At 61.8% G+C, this 18,827-nt stretch carries 17 protein-coding genes and 1 pseudogene; 10 read left to right on the forward strand and 8 right to left on the reverse strand.

Going from position 1 to position 18,827, the window contains the following annotated elements; all coding sequences use genetic code 11:
* Together F1640_RS20340 and istA (F1640_RS20345) are read right to left on the reverse strand one after the other, a co-directional pair.
* A partial coding sequence (locus F1640_RS20340) for an ATP-binding protein (RefSeq protein ID WP_219730931.1) occupies positions 1 to 335 on the reverse strand: 335 nt, incomplete at its 3' end.
* Positions 332 to 1,843, reverse strand: coding sequence for an IS21 family transposase (gene istA, locus F1640_RS20345; protein WP_066770782.1), 1,512 nt, complete (start codon positions 1,841 to 1,843; stop codon positions 332 to 334). The genes istA (F1640_RS20345) and F1640_RS20340, both read right to left, overlap by 4 nt.
* 233 nt (positions 1,844 to 2,076) lie before the next feature.
* Between istA (F1640_RS20345) and istA (F1640_RS20350) the strand changes: the two are divergent.
* Together istA (F1640_RS20350) and istB are read left to right on the forward strand one after the other, a co-directional pair.
* A pseudogene (gene istA / locus F1640_RS20350) lies at positions 2,077 to 3,603 on the forward strand (IS21 family transposase).
* Positions 3,593 to 4,372 (forward strand): IS21-like element helper ATPase IstB, encoded by a 780-nt coding sequence (gene istB, locus F1640_RS20355; protein ID WP_194918758.1) that lies wholly within the window; start codon positions 3,593 to 3,595, stop codon positions 4,370 to 4,372. The pseudogene istA (F1640_RS20350) and the gene istB overlap by 11 nt, the downstream one beginning before the upstream one ends.
* A 185-nt stretch (positions 4,373 to 4,557) precedes the next feature.
* On the opposite strand, the gene F1640_RS20360 is transcribed toward istB, so the two are convergent.
* The gene (locus tag F1640_RS20360) at positions 4,558 to 6,756 is read right to left on the reverse strand and encodes a strawberry notch-like NTP hydrolase domain-containing protein (protein WP_194921658.1); all 2,199 of its coding nucleotides are present in this window, start codon (positions 6,754 to 6,756) and stop codon (positions 4,558 to 4,560) included.
* A 69-nt stretch (positions 6,757 to 6,825) separates the two neighbouring features.
* Entirely contained in the window at positions 6,826 to 7,686 is an 861-nt protein-coding gene (locus tag F1640_RS26080; protein ID WP_194921660.1) for a toprim domain-containing protein, read from the reverse strand.
* Positions 7,687 to 8,707: 1,021 nt separating this feature from the next.
* Between F1640_RS26080 and F1640_RS20370 the strand changes: the two genes are divergently transcribed.
* From F1640_RS20370 to F1640_RS25510, 7 genes are all read left to right on the forward strand, one after another.
* Complete coding sequence (locus tag F1640_RS20370; RefSeq protein ID WP_194921662.1) at positions 8,708 to 9,025, forward strand: hypothetical protein; 318 nt, start codon at positions 8,708 to 8,710, stop codon at positions 9,023 to 9,025.
* 48 nt (positions 9,026 to 9,073) lie between these two features.
* On the forward strand, positions 9,074 to 9,763 hold the full coding sequence (locus F1640_RS20375; RefSeq protein WP_194921664.1) for a ParB N-terminal domain-containing protein: 690 nt from the start codon (positions 9,074 to 9,076) through the stop codon (positions 9,761 to 9,763).
* 17 nt (positions 9,764 to 9,780) lie between these two features.
* The gene (locus tag F1640_RS20380; RefSeq protein WP_194921665.1) at positions 9,781 to 10,152 is read left to right on the forward strand and encodes a hypothetical protein; all 372 of its coding nucleotides are present in this window, start codon (positions 9,781 to 9,783) and stop codon (positions 10,150 to 10,152) included.
* A gap of 108 nt (positions 10,153 to 10,260) precedes the next feature.
* Entirely contained in the window at positions 10,261 to 10,548 is a 288-nt protein-coding gene (locus F1640_RS25875; RefSeq protein WP_309229367.1) for a hypothetical protein, read from the forward strand.
* A complete protein-coding gene (locus tag F1640_RS25500) occupies positions 10,430 to 10,855 on the forward strand; it encodes a replication initiator protein A (RefSeq protein ID WP_309229362.1) in 426 nt (141 codons plus the stop codon). The genes F1640_RS25875 and F1640_RS25500 overlap by 119 nt, the downstream gene beginning before the upstream one ends.
* Positions 10,816 to 11,253: a replication initiator protein A gene (locus F1640_RS25505; RefSeq protein WP_309229333.1), complete on the forward strand. Its 438-nt coding sequence runs from the start codon at positions 10,816 to 10,818 to the stop codon at positions 11,251 to 11,253. Before F1640_RS25500 ends, F1640_RS25505 begins: the two co-directional genes overlap by 40 nt.
* A 35-nt stretch (positions 11,254 to 11,288) precedes the next feature.
* Positions 11,289 to 11,558: a hypothetical protein gene (locus tag F1640_RS25510; RefSeq protein WP_255530642.1), complete on the forward strand. Its 270-nt coding sequence runs from the start codon at positions 11,289 to 11,291 to the stop codon at positions 11,556 to 11,558.
* Between the two features lie 1,104 nt (positions 11,559 to 12,662).
* Here F1640_RS25510 and F1640_RS20390 read toward each other — a convergent pair.
* The gene (locus tag F1640_RS20390) at positions 12,663 to 13,178 is read right to left on the reverse strand and encodes a hypothetical protein (protein ID WP_194921667.1); all 516 of its coding nucleotides are present in this window, start codon (positions 13,176 to 13,178) and stop codon (positions 12,663 to 12,665) included.
* Between the two features lie 974 nt (positions 13,179 to 14,152).
* Between F1640_RS20390 and F1640_RS20395 the strand changes: the two genes are divergently transcribed.
* Positions 14,153 to 15,043 (forward strand): recombinase family protein, encoded by an 891-nt coding sequence (locus tag F1640_RS20395; protein ID WP_107394495.1) that lies wholly within the window; start codon positions 14,153 to 14,155, stop codon positions 15,041 to 15,043.
* Positions 15,044 to 15,077: 34 nt separating this feature from the next.
* On the opposite strand, the gene F1640_RS20400 is transcribed toward F1640_RS20395, so the two are convergent.
* From F1640_RS20400 to F1640_RS20410, 3 genes are read right to left on the reverse strand one after another with little or no spacing between them, the layout of a single operon-like run.
* Positions 15,078 to 16,226 carry a TniQ family protein gene (locus tag F1640_RS20400; protein ID WP_185210328.1) on the reverse strand — a complete coding sequence of 383 codons (1,149 nt, stop codon included), beginning with the start codon at positions 16,224 to 16,226 and terminating at the stop codon, positions 15,078 to 15,080.
* On the reverse strand, positions 16,223 to 17,146 hold the full coding sequence (locus F1640_RS20405; protein WP_107394497.1) for a TniB family NTP-binding protein: 924 nt from the start codon (positions 17,144 to 17,146) through the stop codon (positions 16,223 to 16,225). The genes F1640_RS20400 and F1640_RS20405 overlap by 4 nt, the downstream gene beginning before the upstream one ends.
* Entirely contained in the window at positions 17,143 to 18,795 is a 1,653-nt protein-coding gene (locus F1640_RS20410; RefSeq protein WP_170112583.1) for a Mu transposase C-terminal domain-containing protein, read from the reverse strand. Before F1640_RS20410 ends, F1640_RS20405 begins: the two co-directional genes overlap by 4 nt.
* Positions 18,796 to 18,827: the final 32 nt, after the last annotated feature.

Here is an 18,827-nt window from a genome sequence, read left to right on the forward strand (position 1 = left end):
ATATATTCGCAGCGCGCCAGATCCAGCGTCAGCATCTTGTTGAGGCTGGGGATGGCGGTGAAGTCGAAGGTATCGAAGCTTTTGACGGCCGGGAACCGGGCAGCACGGATCCGGCGTTCGACAGTGCGCCGCTCACGGTCGATCAGTTCCAGTTCGATCAGGCGCAGTAGATAGCGGGGATGATCGACACCATCACGCGCGCACTCCCGGGCTACTTTCTCATATTCGCGCAAAACGGTCGGCAGTTTGAGTTGCTTGAGGTGGTGGGCCAGCAGCACCTGTGGCGCACCAGCGGTGGTGCCGGTGGGCAGGTTGTCATCGGGCGCCCGGCTCATGCTGCCATCTCCTTCGAGACCTGGGGCATCAGAGCCGCATAATCAGCCGCCTGCGTGACCTTCACATCCAGCCTTGGCAGGTGGGGATAGGTCGTCAGGTCAAGCCTGGCGGGCCGCCGTTCCATCCTGGCCAGTGCGATCTGCTTCACCGCATCAAAGCTGATCGCGCCCATGTGGATCGCCTGAGTGACAGCATGGGTCACCACGGCCATGGGCATCGCTTCCAGCAAGCGCAAGACCTGGATATACTCGCGCTTGCCCTTGCGGCCCATGCGTCCCTCCAGCAATTGCCGCAGGTGGGCAAAGACATCGGGCAAGGCCCAATTCTGCAGTGCAGCCGCCTGATCGAGAGCATTCGGCTTTGTCTCGATCAGCGCCAGATAATGCAGCGGATCGGCCACAAAATCGCCGCTGCCATAACTGCGCACATGGCGGGCGATCTCCTCGGCGCCGGACAGGATCACCACCTCGTCCACGAAGCCCTTCACCACCACATCCTGGAACCCAAACCTTGTGGGCACCGAGTAATCATTGCCGCGATACCGCACCAGCGCCGTCGATGACACACGGGCGCTGCGCCTCTCGCATGGCTCCAATGGCACCGGCGGTAGTGGGCGTAGCGCCGCAACGTCAGCAACCATGCGCTCACCGATGGTCTGGGCATGGCGGCCAGCACGTTCGCCTTGCCGCGCATGACAGCGCTCCAAAAGAGCCGCGTTCAGTGCGTCATAGCTCGCCGCCTGCGGCTTGGGCGTCATGAAGTTGCGGCGCGCGTATTTGACCAGCCCTTCGACCTTGCCCTTGTCATTCCCCTTGCCGGGTCGGCCGAAGCGGTCAGAAAACAGGTAGTGGCTGACCAGCTCGCTGAAGGCACGTGTGCGCTCACGCTTGCCGTCCCCCAGAATCTTGGCCACCGCAATCGTCGTGTTGTCGTAGAGGATCGACTGGGGAATGCCGCCAAAGAAGTCGAAGGCCGATACATGCCCATCCAGAAATGCCTCGGTCGTCTCGCGCGGGAAAGCCTTCACGAAACAGGCATCGGACTGCGGCAAATCCATGCACAGGAAGTGGATCTTCTGCTCCACACCGCCAATCACGCCCACCGCTTCGCCAAAATCCACCTGCGCATGCCCCGGTGGGTGCGCCAGCGGCACAAATGTCTCGCGGCCACGCACCCGGCTCAGCCGGACATAGTCCTTCACCACCGTGTAGCCGCCGCCATAGCCATATTCATCGCGCAGCCGCTCGAAGATCCGCTTCGCCGTGTGTCGCTGCTTGACCGGCGCCGTCCGGTCACCTTCCAAAATCGCGTCAACCACCGGCAGCAAAGGCCCCAGCTTCGGCTTCTCCACCGGCTTCGTGCGCGTATAGCCAGGTGGCAGTGAAAATCGGCAGATCTTGCCAATCGTCTCCCGGCTTAATCCAAATACCCGCGCGGCCTCTCGCTGGCTGCGCCCCTGCACAAACACAAACTGCCGAACACTCGCGTAAACTTCCACGGCATACATCCCGGCCGCCCTCAAAAGGGCAGCCTTACCACTGGCCGGTTTTTACTCCGCCACGCTCAGCACTTCGCTGGCGTTCCAGTGGCTGGTTTTGTCACCGCCCTGCACAAGAACCGGCCGACCTGTTGATTTCTGCTGAGAGTTGACCCGGGAGGGGCGTAAATTTCCACTGAGAAGTGACCCATGTTTTGACCTTCCCCCTGGCTGACAGGTCGGGGGAACGAGGAGTGATCGACATGGACCTTTTGAGTGTGATCCGCCGTTGGCATTTTCGCGAAGAGCTGCCGATCCGGGAGATTGAGCGGCGGACGGGATTGTCGCGCAACACGATCCGCAAGTACCTGCGCGCCGAGACTTTGGTGCCGCAGTTCAGGGTTCCGGAGCGGCCGAGCAAGCTGGACCCGTTTGCCGAGAAGTTGACGGCGTGGCTGCGGGTTGAGGCGGGCAAGTCGCGCAAGCAGAAGCGGACGGCGAAGCAGCTTTATGCGGACCTGACGGTGCTTGGCTTCACCGGTTCCTATGGCCGTGTCGCGGCCTTTGTCCGGTAGTGGAAGCTCGAGCGGCAACGCGATCAGCAGACCAGTGGGCGGGGAACGTTCGTGCCGCTGGCGTTCCAGCCCGGCGAGGCGTTCCAGTTCGACTGGAGCGAGGATTACGCACTGCTTGGCGGCAAGGTGGTCAAGCTGCAGGTGGCCCACACCAAGCTGTCGCACAGCCGGGCATTCGTCGTCAGGGCCTACCTGCTCCAGACCCACGAGATGTTGTTCGATGCGTTGACGCAGGCCTTCAGGGTTCTGGGTGGCATTCCCCAGCGCGGGATTTTCGACAACATGAAGACTGCGGTCGACCGGATCGGTTCGGGCAAGGCCCGGCAGGTCAACGCCCGGTTCGCGGCGATGGTCAGCCACTATCTGTTCGAGGCGGAGTTCTGTAATCCGGCCTCGGGTTGGGAGAAAGGGCAGGTCGAGAAGAACGTCCAGGATGCCCGGCACCGGCTGTGGCAGCCGATGCCCAGCTTCCCCGATCTGGCGGCGCTCAATGCCTGGCTCGAGGTTCAGTGCATCGCGCAATGGCCGCAGATCCAGCATGGTGTGCTGCCCGGCACCATTGCCGACGTGCATGCCGCCGAAGTGGGCTGCCTGATGCCGCTGGGCCGGCCCTTCGACGGCTTCGTCGAGCATGCCAAGCGGGTATCGCCGACCTGCCTGGTGACGTTCGAACGCATCCGCTACAGCGTGCCGGCATCGTTCGCCAACCAGCGGGTGAGCTTGCGGGCCTACCCGGAGCGGATCGTCATCGTCGCCGAAGGGCAGATCCTGTGCGAGCACGCCCGGATCATCGAGCGCTCCCATGATCACCCGGGGCGGACGATCTACGACTGGCGGCATTACCTGGCAGTCATCCAGCGCAAGCCCGGTGCCTTGCGCAATGGCGCTCCCTTCCTCGAGATGCCCGGGCCCTTCCGGCGTCTCCAGGCCGGCCTGCTCAAGCGGCCCGGCGGCGACCGGGAGATGGTGGATATCCTCTCCCTGGTCCTGCATCATGACGAACAGGCCGTGCTGTACGCGGTCGAGTTGGCGCTGGAAGCCGGGCTGCCGACCAAGACCCATGTGCTGAACCTGTTGCATCGCCTGATCGACGGCAAGCCGGTCAACCCGGTCGCCATTGACGCGCCACAGGCCCTGAGCTTGCACCGCGAGCCCAAGGCCAATGTGGCCCGCTATGATGCCCTGCGTGGCAGGAGGTGGCGCCATGCGTCATGATCCCGCCAGCGCCGCCGTCGTCGTCATGCTGCGCGGCCTCAAGATGTACGGCATGGCCCAGGCTGCCGGCGACCTCGCCGAGCAAGGGGCCCCGGCCTTCGATGCTGCCGTGCCCATCCTCTCCCAGCTGCTCAAGGCCGAAGTGGCCGAGCGCGAGGTCAGGTCGATCGCCTACCAGATCAAGGCGGCCCGGTTCCCGGCCTACAAGGATCTGGCCGGCTTCGACTTTGCCGCCAGCGAGGTGAACGAGGCGCTCGTGCGCCAACTCCACCGCGGCGACTTCACGGACAATGCCGACAACGTCGTGCTGATCGGCGGGCCTGGCACCGGCAAAAGCCATCTCGCCACCGCCCTCGGCGTTCATGCCGTTGAGCATCATCGCAAGAAGGTCCGGTTCTTCGCCACGGTCGATCTGGTCAACGCCCTCGAGCAGGAAAAGGCCATGAACAAGGCCGGGCAACTCGCCGAGCGCCTGCTCCGCCTCGACCTCGTCATCCTCGATGAGCTCGGCTATCTGCCGTTCAGCCCATCAGGCGGCGCCCTGCTGTTCCACCTGCTCAGCAAACTCTACGAGCGCACCAGCGTGGTCATCACCACAAACCTCTCCTTCTCCGAGTGGGCCGGCGTGTTCGGCGATGCCAAGATGACCACCGCTCTGCTCGACCGTCTCACGCATCACTGCCACATCATCGAGACCGGAAACGATAGCTTCCGCTTCAAGGCCAGCACCGCTGCCCCAAAATCCAGAAAGGAAAAATCACCCGCTTGACCCAAACCCCGCAGCGCGGGACATAACACCCACCAGGGTCACTTCTCGATGAAAATCCCGGGTCAACTCTCAGCAGAAATCAACAGTTTCAACATGATTGACTCCTCAGCTGGTCCAGAGACCGCCGAGGTTCGCAACCAAAATAATGCGCAGCAACTTCCTGCCGCGCCCCAGGAAACCCGCGACTACGCCGCGTTCCTTCGCATTACCGCTTCCTCGCGATAAGCCATCTTATGCTTAGCTGCGCATAAGATGCTCCAGGCGTCCGCATACGTGTCGTAGATCTCGATCTGCGCAGGCGTCAGCTCGTGCCGGAGAATCTCATATTCGACACCGGCAAAGCTCAAGGCGCGCGCCATGTAGAGGCCGGTCGCCTTGAGGTCTCGCGCGACGAGCTCCATCGCGGCGATGCCGCCCTGGCGGATGCTGCTGATGAATTGCTCGCGATCGGCAAACGCGGTGTCGGGGCCCCAAAGCCCCAGGCGCACGGCATAGGCCAGATTGTTGACGTCGGACGCGCCGGTGGCAGAGGCATAGAGTACGCGCGCGCCGGGGAGCTGGTTCTGGAGAAGGACGCCGCATATTCCCTGCTGGGAGCCTTCCTTTGCGCCAAGCGCACCCTCCCCGCCTGCGACGCCGCCCATCTCGTGAGCCTCGTCGAATGCCAGCACGCCTTCGAAGTCGGCGCCGGCCCAGTCGACGATCTGCTTGAGGCGGCTGTGATCGCCGCGCATGGAGCGCAGCGTCGGATAGGTGACGAGAAGAACGCCCTGGTCGAGCCGAATAGGCTCATCGATCTTCCAGTTGGAGATCGGCTGAATGTCGCCGCTCACACCCCCAAGTGCGGTCCAGTCGCGGCGTGCATCTTCGAGAAGAGGCGCGTTTTTGGTAACCCATATGCTGCGACGGCGGCCTTGGAGCCAGTTGTCGAGAATGCAGGCCGCAATCTGCCGGCCTTTCCCGGCGCCCGTGCCATCGCCCAGGAAGAAGCCCTTCCGGTAGATGTACCCGTCATCGGCGAGCGTCAGGCCGACGCCTTCCTTGTTCGGTTTGAACCTGCCTGGGATGGTCTGAGACCAGGCATGTCCGGCATAGACGACGGTTTCGAGCTGGGACGCGGAGAGAAGTCGCTCTGATACTGTGCGTTCGGGGAGCGACGGGACATAGTCCGGCACCGGCGCCGGGATCGAACCCATCGCCACCGATTCGACGAGCGGCGTCGGATGTTCGCCGGCGGCTATGAAGCTGATGCGGCTCGGCCGGTAGGGAAGATAGACGCCGGTTTGTTCGAGCAAGGGGGCCGGGGTTGCCAGCTTTTCATATTCCACCGGAAGGACGTCGTTGCGGACGGGCGCGTGATAGGCGCGCGGCTCGGGGCGGCTGCTCCTGACGGCCCGGAACATCGAGATGCCGGCCGACCGCTTCGGTGCAGGCGCTGGAGCGTCGCGGCCGAGGGTCGATCTTTCCGGAACGCGCAGCGCACTGAGCAGCTCGGCCACGGAAGATCGTTGAATGATGGCCGGTGGCGCCTTGCCAGGCGCCTTGTCGATGACGAACAACCGAACGGCAATCGACGTGCCGTGCTTCAGGTAGCATTTTTCGAGCCGAATCGCGGTGCGAACGGTGACATCGCGCAGCACGGTCTCGTATTGATCACGCATCCTGGCGCTCGGACCAAACCAGTCGGGCATGATCGCGACCAGTCGTCCGCCTGATCGCAGGCGACGGAGCGCCGCCTGGAGATGGCGGACTGCTGCGTAGTCATCGGCACCGCGTCCCAGGGAGCGCGAGAATGGCGGGTTCATGAGGATGAGGGATGGCGCCTCGACCGCGGACAGGGTCGAGTTGATCGTGGCGCCGTCCTCGCCGGAGATGTGGGCTTCCGGGAACACTTGGTGCAGGCGCGCCCGCCGCACGGGATCGAGTTCGTTGAGATGAAGTGCCTTGTGCGACCCGAGCTGCGCGACCAACAGGCCGTTGCCAGCACTCGGCTCAAGGATGACGTCGTCCGCCTGTACGTGGGCGAGCAATATGGCGACGGCTGCAATGTCGACGGGTGTCGAGAATTGCTGCCAGTCGATCTGCTCTTCGCTCCTGACGGTCTGGGTCGGCAGCCGGTCCGAAAGCGCAACGAGCGCGCTCACGTCGGCGAACGTGCGCAAGCCCGGACGAAAATCACGGAGGTGTAATGCCAGTGCGTGCTCGAGAACCTCGAAGCTTGCCCGCTGAGTCCAGCGACCGTCCGCGTCGGAGCCACCGTAAGCGGCGGCCATGACCTCGTTGAGTAGGCGACGCGTAATTGCGCCGCCCGATGTGAGGTGTGGGACGAGTAGACGCGCAGCGTCATGGTCCGCGCGAGCGGCCGCGTGGAAGAGGTCGGTCATTTCGGGGTCTCCTGCGTGGCTGCACCCTCGGCAGCGTCACGTTCTCGGCCCCCCTCCCCTCCTCCGGCGCTAAGCGCCTAGCCGTCGCTGCCGGCTCATAGCGTCGAGCGCATTTGCCCAATCATTGAAGATGGCGGGAGGCGGATCGCGATGAATGGTGAGGCCAGGCCTGGCGTAATGGTCCTCGGCTTTTTGCGCGGCGAGGCGACCTTCGGCGTCGTTGTCCTCGGCAATGTAAAGGGTGGTCACGCCTTCTGGAATGATGAGCTGGTCCAGACGGCGCGCTCCGAGGGACGCCCAGCAAGGAATATTGCGGATACGAGCATAGGCGTCGGCGGTTTCGAAGCCCTCGGCGAGCGCCAACGTCGCACCGCCTCTCCGACCCCGCCACGCACCTGACCCAGGTGTACCTAGCATGACCTTGCGAACGTAATCGGCGCTAGCCGGATTGAGGAAGATGCGTTGAATGGCAACCAACTTCCGGACCTCGCGGATCGCAACAAGGAGCGCCGGGAGGAACACCGTTTTCGGCTTTGGAAGGTAGGGGCAGCGCGGGTGGAACCGGACATCAGGGGGCGGTGGGAGAAGATTCCGGTGGTCAAGGTAACGTTCGCCGAGAGTGCCCCTGACATCGATGGCCTGGTCCCAAATATGCGCGCCGTTCGATGTTCGGCGAGCCTGTACGGCCGCCGGCATTGGATGATGCCGGTCCGGGCGGATTCGGCCGAGTTCGCGCAAAACGTCCTCGCGATCGCACCCGGCAAAGCACGTCACCAAGATGCCTTGGTCGCCCTGCCGGATTGATAGACTTGGATCGGCGTCGCTGTGGGCTGGGCAACGACACATGGCAATGTTGCCGATCCAACGGCCGCCGAGCGCGCCGACGAGATCGACAAGTTCTTGGGTTGGGCGATTAGCTACCAGCGGCATGATTGCACCTCACGTTCGATGCGTCGCTCCCGCTTTCCTCCTCTGCGTGGTCCGCCCAGATCTACTTTGAAACAGGCTCCATCGCCTTCAATTGGACCACTCGATCTGATCTGATCGCCGACCCGAATCGCGAGCGCAAAACGCAACGATTAGGGGATTGCCCGCAGATTCATGCCAAGTTTGACTTTTAGCCTATTTTTGCGATGGAAGGCAAACCGGATCGGCTGGCTTGATTCGAAGGGAGCACGCGGGGATGTCCTATACCAGTAAACACGCTTCGGACGATGACCCGTTCGGCGAGATGATGCCCGCGACCGAGTGAAGTCGGTCGTAAATCAAACCCGAGGACCGGAAGGTTCTCGACCTCACCTATGGCCCCACGGCGGGGCCCGAACTGGTCGGGCGCACTCCTGAGGCTGCGAAGGCTGAGAAGGAAGGCCGGCCTCCGCGCCAAAGCAACTGGGCAACGGCCGCCGCTATTACAACGCTTGAAACTGACGAAGACCGCGAGGCATTGCACATTCGTCCCGGCAAAGCGGCAGAGAAGAGCGTTGTGTAGCAGTGCAAAATTCAAGGGCGCGTTGGCAAGAGCACGATCACAAAGCATTTTGCGGATTATTTGGCTCTCACGGTATAAGCGTGTGGTCATCGACTGCGACCCGCAAGGCTCGACCACTACGATGTTTCGATATTCAGCCCGAGACCCTCTTCGATGAAGATAAGACTCTCGGCAATTCTTTTGTCGCCCCGCAGCACCTTCGACGATTTTCCGACAGGCGATTCATGACACGGCATGGCCGACCATCAAGATCGTCCCGTCGAGCCTCGGGCTTTCAGGATGCGGAATGGGACCTGACAGCCGACTTGCGCGAGGGCGGTCAGGCTGTCCGTGAGGGTCTGCAGCGGCTTCGCATCGGCATTCAAAGCATCATAAAAGACTTTGACGTCATCGTTCTCGATCCGGGCCGCGCGATGGGCTTTCTTGGTCTGAACGTGATGGCCGGCCGCGACCGCGTCTTCTGTGCCTGTACCAGCCCGCCAGCTCGATTATCTGTCCACAATTCACTTCATGGATACTTATGCGGACAATATCGAGATTCTCGAAGAGAATGGCACGCCGGTGGATTATGGTTTTATTCGCGTGGTCTGCTCAGCCTACAGCCCAGCGCAACCGGGTGAGGCCGACATGTGGAAGATGATGCAGGCAACCTATGCCAACTTCCTCCTGAGGCCAGCAATTCTGGCATCGGAAGAAATCAAGAACGCCACACAGGCCTTTCGATCGATCTACGAGAGCAAGCCGTCGGCGGGCACACGCCACCTATCAAAGGTGCCGTGATAATCTCGACGCTGTGTTCGGAGAGGTCTCAGCAGCGATCCGTGAGCAATGGCCGTCGCAGAGCATCTCGAGGCGAGCGAACGATTTCCGTCGCGAGTGCCGCAGCGTGAGCCGGCGGTCAGCGATCAGCGAAGCTCTTGGCGCGCGCGGCACCGGCCTCGGAGCCCACGCCCGAGCAGACCGACGTCGGGCAAAGCGGAGCTGCTCGCAATTTCACGGCGCGGCGGCTGGAAGGCTTCACGAGGCCGCCCGAATGGTGAAGCGACCGGCCATCCGGCTGAAGCCTCTGAATGTTCGATCTGGCCCGGAAACGCGCGCGACTATGCGCTGCTGACTGAGGATCGTGTCCGAAGCCTCATAGACTCCATTCAGGCCGAGAACGGCAACCGTATCCCGGTCGTTGTTCGGCGGGTGAAGAATGCCGCGCTCGAATATGAGCTCGTTATCGGCACACGCGCGCCATTGGGCCCATCGCGTGCTCAACGCGAACCACTATCCGATATCGAGCTTGTCGCGATCATCGAGGATCTCGACGACGAGGCCGCCTTCAGGCTGGCCGACATCGAAAACCGGGAACGTGAGGACATCTCCGATCTCGAACGGGGAGCAAACTACAAAGCTGCCGTCGACGCTATTATGATGGCGTGCAGGCCCGCTTGGCGGACCGTGTGTGAAGCTCTCGAAATCCATGTTGTCGAGGTACATCGGTCTCACGGGAAATCCCGCAATCGATCGTAAGTGCGTTTAGCTCGCCGATGGACCTTCAGGTGCGCCACGGCGACAAGCTGCTGCCGCTCGTTCGCATGCCCGCAATGCGAGAGAAGATGGAGGCGGCCGCTAAGGACATCGCCGCGGAACAGAGCTTTCGGCAGTCGGGAGACGAGGAGCCGATTAGCGGCGCGGAGGTCGTCGCGCGGTTGATCAAGGCGACGACGGTCAGCAGGAGCAGTCGCTCCCAGAAGGCCACCATCGAAGCGAAGGGGACCATGATTGGTCAGGTCGACCGTGATCGTGCGCGGGGGCTCACCATCACGATCAATCCGACTGATCTGTCGGCGGACGATATCCTCGAAGCTCTTCGCCCGCTCATCGAGCGAGCCAAGATCCTGAAAGGAGCGGCGCGCTGATGGGGCTTGGAGGCCGCTTGGAATAACCCGAACTTCACCACTCTGAAATTCGGGGTTTTCCGCGCGATTTCAATGGGTTAGGCCATTTGTCCCACGCGTGGGACGCGCATGAACGAGAGCGAAAACGAAGCTGCGACGACGGTGCTTGGTGGCCGTCGCGTACAGTTTGAAATGTTCTTCACGCTCCCGGATTTTAGCGACATCTCGCTGCGCGATTATCAGGAAACGATGCAGCGCCCCTTCTTCAGCCTGTCGAAGAAGAAAGCGGGTCAAACCGATCGAATATGTAAGCCCGGACAAACAGGTTACCGTCCACGTGTCGGCCAATCCCGAATATGGCATGGCGACGATCTGGGATGCGGACATCATGATCTACCTCGCCTCTCACTTGAATGAGTTGCGCGAACGTGGAGAGAATGATCTTTCGCCGACGATCCGGCTACAACCAGGCGACTTGTTGAAGCGCATCTGCTGGGGTGTGAGCGGACGTGCCTATGAGCGTCTCATCGGAGCGCTGGACAGGCTAACAGGCAACCACGATCAAGACCAATATCCGGGCAAATTCGAAAACCGTGAGACCACCTTCTCGTGGATCGACAGCTATACGCATCTCGTAGACGAGCGAACCCAACGGTCCCTCGGAATGGAGATCACTCTGTCGAAGTGGTTCTTCGACGGTGTGATGGACAAGCGCAACGTCTAGCGATTTCTCCCCTTTATTTCGAGATCACAAGCGGGCTCGGGAAGTGGCTGTACCGCGCGAGCCGCAAGCACGCCGGCGGCAACGGCGCCGAAGGCTTCACGATCGGCTTCGAGACGCTGCATCAAAAGAGCGGGAGCGAAAGCTCGCTGCCGTCCTTCAAGAATAAGATCCTTGAATTGGCGCGGGCCAACAGCCTCCCGGAGATCAACTTGGAAGTGATTGGAGCGGAGACGCCCCGACCAAAGCTGAAGATGGTGATGCGTCGCTTCATGGAAGGGCACCAGGAGGTCCCGTCACGGAAGCGCAGCGCGCCCCCCTCCCTGCCCGCCCGGCTGCAAGTTCCAAGGCGGTCGGTGCTCCCAAGCCGCTCCACCCAGCGCCGGCTGAGGAAGCCGTAGAAAAGCTTGTTGACCCAAGCCTCGTCCGCAGCCTGGTGAAGCGTGCTGTCTCAGATCTCAAGGTCGCCGATCCCAAGCCCAGCCTAGATCCGCATGATCAAAGCTACGCTGTCGCTGCGGCTTCCACGCCGCGCCGCCGCGGCGGCCGGGCACATGAGGTTCTCGACCCGGAGACCTACGCGGCGATCAAGGCAGAATGCCCTGGGTGGGACCTGGACGTCCTGATCAAGCAGTTCGACGCATTCCTGAACAGCAATCCCGACGAGATGCCGAGGAACTACTCGAAGCGGTTTTACGCTTCATGAAGAAGCATCACGAGCGCAATAAATACACGCTCCCGGGGAATTCTGATTGAAGCGAGCCACGCGGTCGACGCAGCAAGCCGAACGACGTGCGGGTGCAATCGTCCGGCCATCGCTTCCTTACCGCGCGGATAAGCGGCTGCTTCGTATGTCATCCACGGCTTTGGCGGAAGGACTATGGTGGGGTTCACGTGGGCCTGAACTTCCGGCTCTGGCCCTGGGCATCGTGAACGCCGTAGCCGATCTGATCTCCGACCATCCCCTGAAGGTTCTTCGCGTATAGCCGAGACGACCGATCTAAAGACGCCTGCCATTGAACAGCGCCGCGGCACGAACCGAGCGACGAACACCCGCAAATCGCCAGCCCGGGAACGGATTTCCAACGTTGGCTTCGCGAATCCGGAATCGGAGCATCGACCACCGGCAGCGACAAATTCCGCTGCAGATCGCAACGTGTTTTCAGGAATCGATCTGAAACGCCATCCGATAAACCGGGCCACTTTGAAAAAGGGGCTGAAATTCGGCGCTTTCGGACACTCCCGGGAAATCCACCCGGCTGATTCTAAAAACACGACCCGGTGACCAAGCGCCAACCAATGGTTTTGCGAGCAATAGAGGGAGCCTGGGCCCGCCTCGATGTTGAGGCCGCAGTGAGGTTGAAGCACCCCCTTGAAGGACCCATGGCCGCGTGCATCGGAGCAGACCGATCGAAGCTGTGCGGCGGGGCGGGGGCGAAAAGCCATTCCTGAAAACACGATGGAAGACGTGTTCGACATTCCCGATAACACGCCGAACCTGAGCAAGGATCACGATCGGACAATCCCGGGTTTGGGGTTGAAGCAAAAAAAGCGAATCGGAACGCTAACCGCTGCCAGCGCGGATCGGTGCAGGCCCGACCAAGATCAGCTTATCCACAGCCCTCATAGCGGCCATCGTGGTATCAGACCGAAAGCGTCGTGTTATTAGAATCGCGCCGTCGTGTTATCGGAGCTCGCCCGTCGTGTTATCGGAATCTGTCCACAGGCAGCGAATCGCGGGATTCCCTAGGTTTTTCCGAAATCGCCGCGGCAGTAACCTTTTAACTCAAAGATATAACCCGCTTAACGCTTACGCCTTCGGCGGATTTTGAGATTTCTTATTTTTAGATGGAAAGGAGAGAGGAGGGGAGGGACGCCACTCTTGCGATCGGTCCCCTTGGTTGGTCCGACCGCTCTCCTTCAACTCCCTGGAGCGCGCCGCCAGCTTGGCCGCTGCCTGAGGTGTGACGCCAAGCAAGCGTGCGATGGCGGGCACCCGAAGCCCAGGATAGGCTAGTTCCAAGCGCAACAACTCCGGCAGCCGGCTACGCCTGGTCACCTCAACGACCCGCGGCAGATTTGCGATCCGTCCCTCGAGCCTGTCGAGCTCCGCCAATCCTTGCCTGCTTGCCAAGCCGATCGTGTTTTCCAACTCGCGGGTAAGTTCCTCTGCCAAGTTTGGAAGGTAGCGCGGCAGGTGCACAGCCGATGGCAGAATTTGCGTCGCCATGCCGGACGCGACCAATGCTCGAGGCAGCTGACACGCAGTCATCCAGATTGTGCCGAAACTCACCGGTTCGAGAATCATCTGACGGCCGTCGATCATCGTGACAGTCCGATCGGAGGCCGGCGAGACCTCCAAAAGCCGCCTGGACCTCCAGGAGACGCTCAGCGACAGCGAGGAGGGTAGGGGAGGGGTAGGGGGCTGCAATGGCCGCCTGAGCCGCCCTGAATGCGCCTGAGAAGCGAGCAAGGTCCTCTGGGCCCCAGAGCTCCGCTTCGGCGCGGTCGTCGAGCAGCGTACGCAGGATCCTGAACGTGGCTGCGGTGAGATCGTCAGCTGGCGTCTGCTGAGCCGTCAGGGCGAAGTGCATCACGGCTGCCACAGACATTGGGTCGTTCAAGCCCTCGCTGTGGCGTGGCGGTGGCGTTCGCCCGCAAATCCAATTCATGATATCGTCGATGGATACGGAAACACCTGCGATTCCCGCGATCGTCGCTGTGCCACTCACTCTCGCCCGCGCTAGCCAGATATCCCGAGCCGGACTGTTGGAGAGACGCCCATCCAGTCGGCCGAGGGCGAGTAGGGGGGGTAAGGACATCGAAGTGCTCACGATTCTTGATACCACGTTCTCAACGTAAGTCACCGGTTCGTTGTGACATCCTGCACGTCTCCTCATTCCACATTGGATAATTGCACTTATCACATAAGCAGATTTGACCGTTCTTTATAAGGTGGGCTACAAGTGTCGGTTTCCCCATACGACCGGACTCTGGCTTACCGCGCGACGTAGCGCGCCAGATTGTCCCCAAACCGCCGGATTCTGGGTAGCAAACCCCCGGACTGGTGCGGCCTCTGCCGAGAAAACCCCGCAGACTGCCCGCATTTTCGAGCTCGCCAGGATGTGAAAGCCGACGCTGCCTGTCCGCGCGGGAGAGCCGGGCTGACAGCGGGTTCTGTGGCCGTCGAGATGGGCCGATCGAACTCGACCACCTCAATCAAAGCTGGCCATAAGGTCCTCGAATTCATATCATATGGGGGCAACCGGTCGTTTGACCCCATTATATGGAATGTGACAAATGGCCCTGATCGGCTACGCGCGCGTCTCGACCGACGAACAGGACACCGCCGCGCAGCTCAGTGCCTTGCGCGCTGAGGGTTGCACGGTGATCCTCGAGGACAAGGCGAGCGGTGGCAGCCGCGATCGGCCGAACCTTGCACGAGCGCTCGAGCGCGTGCGGCACGGCGACACGCTGCTGGTGGTCCGGATCGACCGCTTGGCCCGGTCGCTCTCGCATCTGCTCGAGATCGTCGAGACCTTGCGGGGGAAGGGGGCCTATTTCCGCTCGATCCACGATCCCATCGACACGTCGAGCGCGCAAGGCATGCTGATGACCCAGATGCTCGGCGCCTTCGCCGAATTCGAGCGAGCATTGATCCGCGAACGGACCAGGGCCGGCCTCAAGGCCGCTGTCGCGCGCGGGGCGAAGCCCGGGAACCCGAAGATGCGCTCGCGCGATCCAGCGGCGATCGCAGACATCCGGTACGCCCTCAAGGAGCGCTATCTCCATGAACTGGTCGATGATCGGCACCGATGGTTACCCACGGTCGCGCGACTGCGGCCACACCTCCCCTGGGGGATCGTGCTGCGACAAATCCGCGCGATCACACCGCCGGTTCGTTCGTTCAGTGAGCGGACGCTCGTGAAAGCGTGCCGAACGCTGGTCAAGGCAGGGTATGCGGACCCGACGATCCTCGATCCGGCGCCGCGCTTGCCGCCTGATACGCGGGTCGCGCGGCTTGTCGCCGATCGACGAAAGACGCATCCGGATTCTTCGCTGCGAGAAATCGCCGCGTGGCTGACACGGGATCTGCGTGAACCAACTCCGCGGGGTGGGCTGGCGTGGTCGCCTGAAGGGGTCCGGCGGGTGATTGACCAAGCCGAGAAGCTGCATTTGATGGACACCTGAGCGGGGCTTGGAAGGAAGTCCCGCGAGATGACCGCTACACCTCCGCGAAGGCTGTGTTGCCGGCGAAACGGCGTAGTTTGAACTTTGCGAGGGTCGAGCGCCGCCGCCTCCGCTGCTTTGCAGCCTCAATTTGTCGAGTGAACGTGGGAGACCAGTGGCCCGTGGCGGCGGGATAGCTGTCAAGCAGCTCGCGATTCATCCCGGCGACGAAGGTGTCGATTGCCGGCGGTGCGTCAGGGCCGAACAGCGCGGTGGTCGTCCCTGGATCGGAGTCGATGATTGCGTGGGCGGCCGCAAGGAGGCACCGGCGCAGCAGTGGTGTTGCCGTGGCGAGTGGGTTCGGTTCATCGTATGAAAGAAATCGGTAGTCGCGCATGCCGGGCGTTATCGCGTCGCATGCGAAATCGTTGAGCGCGATGGCCCTGGTCCTGCCTCCCCAATGGTCGTGGCCCGGCGGGGATCGGGTCAGGAGGCTGCAAATGTCGCGCACCTGATCGAGGAGCTGGCTGGCCGATGTGAAGTTGAAGCGGAACTGGTCGGGGGTTTTGCCTGCCATGGCACCCATCAACTGCAACTCGAATGTAATGGCGTGGTCCCAGCAGGCCCGGGCGGCCTTTTCAGCGTCGAGTGTCGACACGGAAGCTCTTTCCAGTGGTCGCCAGCATGCCCCGCAGATCATTCGTAGCGGCCCGCGGGCCGGCGTCGCAAAGCGCCAGTTCAGCGATCCGCACGCGTTGCACCGGTCCTCCAAAGGCCAGCGGTGCCGGTGGCAGAACCCTGAAGCGGCCAATACCCATTGCTGCCGGACGTAGGCAGGTTCGTCATTGGCAAAGCCCTCTGCGAGGCACCGGCTACACCAGGAGATGCCGAGCCTCGGAACGGCGCTGACTTCGGGATAGTCGACCGGGCGGGGTAGGTGCTCCCAGACCAGAAAGTCGAGCGCGAGAGCAGGGTATCGCCGTGCAAGGCTTTGCTCGGCCAAGCGAATTGCCGACACGTCCAGGCGATCGGCGGCGGCTTTCAGCCAAGCCTGCATCGGCCGAATATCGGGGTGTCGCCAGTTGCCTTTGCGATCTCGAACCGCTTTGGGCTTGGAAAGCGTTCGTCCGCGGCGCGATCGGCGCTGGCGCGCATGCCAGGACGTGAGCAGTTCGTCAGCGAGCGGTACATTGGGTGCAATCATGCCGCGCGCCGGCGCATCGCCCGCTTGGCGCTGGCAATTACTTGCATCGACACGAGCGGGAGCAATAGCTGGTCGTCTTCGAAGCTGTCGGCGTCGATCATCTCGCGGCCGTTGCGGATCGCCTCAATGGCGACAGCCTCCATGATTCGGAATATCCGGCCTGTCACGCCCTCGGTTAGCGCAATGACGCGTTGACGGACCTCATGGTCATCGAGCCGGGAAGAACGGCGTAAGGGCAGCAATCCCGCGAAACTCGCCATAAGCTGGCGCAGGCTGTGATCGTTACGCCATGGGGCAAGCTCGAAAGCGGCAAAGCGGTCGGCGAGATTGGGATCGGTGAGGATCGCGATGCGCGCATCTTCCGTGCCCGCGCATACGATCGGGATGCGCAAATCGTTGGTCAGAAAACGGATAGTGTTGAGGAATATCCGTTGCTGGCGCGGCGAGCCCGCCAGCATCTTATCGATTTCGTCGAGCACAAGCACCTTGGTTCCGAACTCGCCAAGGGTCCGTCGTGCGAGTGAGCGCAGCGATCGCAGGCTGATATGATCGAACTCGGCATAGTTCATCGCCAGCATAAGCTCAGTGTAGAATTCGTCCTCAGTCGGTTGCGGCGGCATCTGCACCATCACGATCGGCATGGTCGTGAGACCGGCGCGCTTGTCGTACCTGCTCGCGTGTAGTTCAGCGAAGCGGTTGAGGATTTCACTCTTACCCATCCCGGTCGATCCGAACAGCAGCAGGCAGGGCATGCGCCCGCGCTGCGGATAGGTCAGCAGATCCTCAAGCCTGCCGAGTGCCGCTTCGGCTTGCGGAAGCGAAACCCATCGGTCGCGTCGCAGCCAGTCGATGCGCTCTTCATCGGATAACACCGCCTGCTCGCGATATGCGGGAAACAAATGATCGTAGAGGTCGGTCATAATCGTTCCTCGATCTGGAACGGGACAATAGGCTCCGTATCATCCGGCTCGGGCGATGTGGGCGGCGGCGGCAGAGAGTGCGGGGACGGCGGAAAACCTGCTTCGAGGGCATAGGCAACACGCTGCGCGGATTTTCGGGCCGCCTTAGTCTTGTGGATCGCGTCAAGGACGATGCGCCGCTGCTCGTTGACCATGTCAAACAGCGACTGTTCATCGACAGCCTGGCGCCCGCGCTCGCGCAGCGTTCGGACTGCCAGGTCGTGCTCGAACTTAGTGATGGCAGGCCGCCGCCGATCACTAAGCGGGACCGTCAGATGCTCGTTATCGGACAGCTCGACGTAGACTGCCGAGAGGTTGAGGGGATTGTATTTGATCGGGAGCTTTTGGCCGCAGTTTGCGATGAGGCTGGCTAAACCGCCGTGCCAGTAGAAGGCGTGGAACAGCTCGATACCCTCACGCCTGATCTTCCGCATTTCGAAAGGGAGAAAATTCAGCAGGAAGCGATCGGGATCGGCCGGGAGCCGGAGCGGATCGGGGCGAACACCGAGCCCGTCGGCCCAGGCCGTGAGGGGAGGAATGCCAAGCTCGCTATGAATCGAACCATGATAGACGCCAACTTCAATCGTAAACCATTGCTCGAACTCGCGCAGTGTCATGCAGGCTTGGCCTTCCGCGTCGTAATCGCCTTTGGCTTGGATATTTGAGAAGGTCGTACCCGGTAGGAGGTGCACGGCGCCGATCGTTGTTCCGATCAGGCGCTCAATGTGGCCGCCGTAGTGGGGCGTACGTCGGGGCCGGTACTTGAGATTGATGCCATGCTGCTGGCAGCCGCGCTTCAGCGCCCGGGACCGGAACTCTGGGGCATTGTCGAGATGCAGTGTCTTGGGAATGCCGAAGATGGGATAATCAATCTTGATCTCCCGCTCCTCAAGCCAAGCCATCTTTGGCAGGACCGCGTGACGGATCGCCATGCCGACTGACGTGGCCGACGGGCTTTCGAGCGAGATATAGAAGCCTGGGATCACGCGCGTCGCGATGTCGATCTGCAGGGTCAACGTCGGGCGACCGAGAGGTTTGCGGAAATGTTCGTCGACGATGATGATGTCGGCAGGCGTGTGATCCATCTGGACGATCTGAAGAGGATGGTCGGCTGTGTAAGATCCGATCACTGGTCTATATCGATCAGACGCTGCTTTCGCCCCGTCGCGCTTCCTGATGAGCCGCTCCCGGTCGATCGTGGCAACGCGTGCGGCGATCGTCTTACGCGTTGGAGAGCGTAGGCCGCGCTCATAACAGGCGTGCCGGATGTCGCGTACCAGTCGCGCGAGGGTTGGCTTGGGGCGGGTTAGGTAGAACTGCTCGATTTCGGAGGCGACGAGCTGGTCGACCTCTGGCGGCAGGCGGCGGCGTCCTTTGGGAAAGCCTTCGGGCCGATCGACAAGGGAACTGGTAACGGGATCTTCCCGGTAGCGCGCCACCAGCTCAAAAAGGCGCGACCTGCTCAGACTCAGTTCCGCGCTCGCATCCAACATGGCGGCGCGGGTAATTTTAGGTAGGTTGGCGAGCGCACGAATAGTCGGCTCGCGATTGCAAGCGATGCTCCAGGCTGTAGAATCCGCTCTCGTAAGAGCCGTGCCCGTTTCGGCCATAGCCTATCCCCGATCGTGCCAGGGACTCGTGT

Origin of the sequence: Novosphingobium sp. NBM11, from assembly GCF_015390225.1 — a bacterium.
In the GTDB taxonomy this organism is placed as follows: domain Bacteria; phylum Pseudomonadota; class Alphaproteobacteria; order Sphingomonadales; family Sphingomonadaceae; genus Novosphingobium.

Bases quoted from the DNA above. Each gene is read 5' to 3' on its own strand.
- F1640_RS20375 (WP_194921664.1), top strand. From the start codon at position 9,074: ATGGCCGTCGCAGAGCATCTCGAGGCGAGCGAACGATTTCCGTCGCGA.
- F1640_RS20390 (WP_194921667.1), bottom strand. From the start codon at position 13,178: ATGATCGACGGCCGTCAGATGATTCTCGAACCGGTGAGTTTCGGCACA.
- F1640_RS20360 (WP_194921658.1), bottom strand. From the start codon at position 6,756: ATGACCGACCTCTTCCACGCGGCCGCTCGCGCGGACCATGACGCTGCG.
- istB (WP_194918758.1), top strand. From the start codon at position 3,593: ATGCGTCATGATCCCGCCAGCGCCGCCGTCGTCGTCATGCTGCGCGGC.
- F1640_RS20405 (WP_107394497.1), bottom strand. From the start codon at position 17,146: ATGACCGACCTCTACGATCATTTGTTTCCCGCATATCGCGAGCAGGCG.
- F1640_RS20380 (WP_194921665.1), top strand. From the start codon at position 9,781: ATGGACCTTCAGGTGCGCCACGGCGACAAGCTGCTGCCGCTCGTTCGC.
- F1640_RS25875 (WP_309229367.1), top strand. From the start codon at position 10,261: ATGAACGAGAGCGAAAACGAAGCTGCGACGACGGTGCTTGGTGGCCGT.
- F1640_RS20410 (WP_170112583.1), bottom strand. From the start codon at position 18,795: ATGGCCGAAACGGGCACGGCTCTTACGAGAGCGGATTCTACAGCCTGG.
- F1640_RS26080 (WP_194921660.1), bottom strand. From the start codon at position 7,686: ATGCCGCTGGTAGCTAATCGCCCAACCCAAGAACTTGTCGATCTCGTC.
- F1640_RS20400 (WP_185210328.1), bottom strand. From the start codon at position 16,226: ATGATTGCACCCAATGTACCGCTCGCTGACGAACTGCTCACGTCCTGG.
- F1640_RS20395 (WP_107394495.1), top strand. From the start codon at position 14,153: ATGGCCCTGATCGGCTACGCGCGCGTCTCGACCGACGAACAGGACACC.
- istA (WP_066770782.1), bottom strand. From the start codon at position 1,843: ATGTATGCCGTGGAAGTTTACGCGAGTGTTCGGCAGTTTGTGTTTGTG.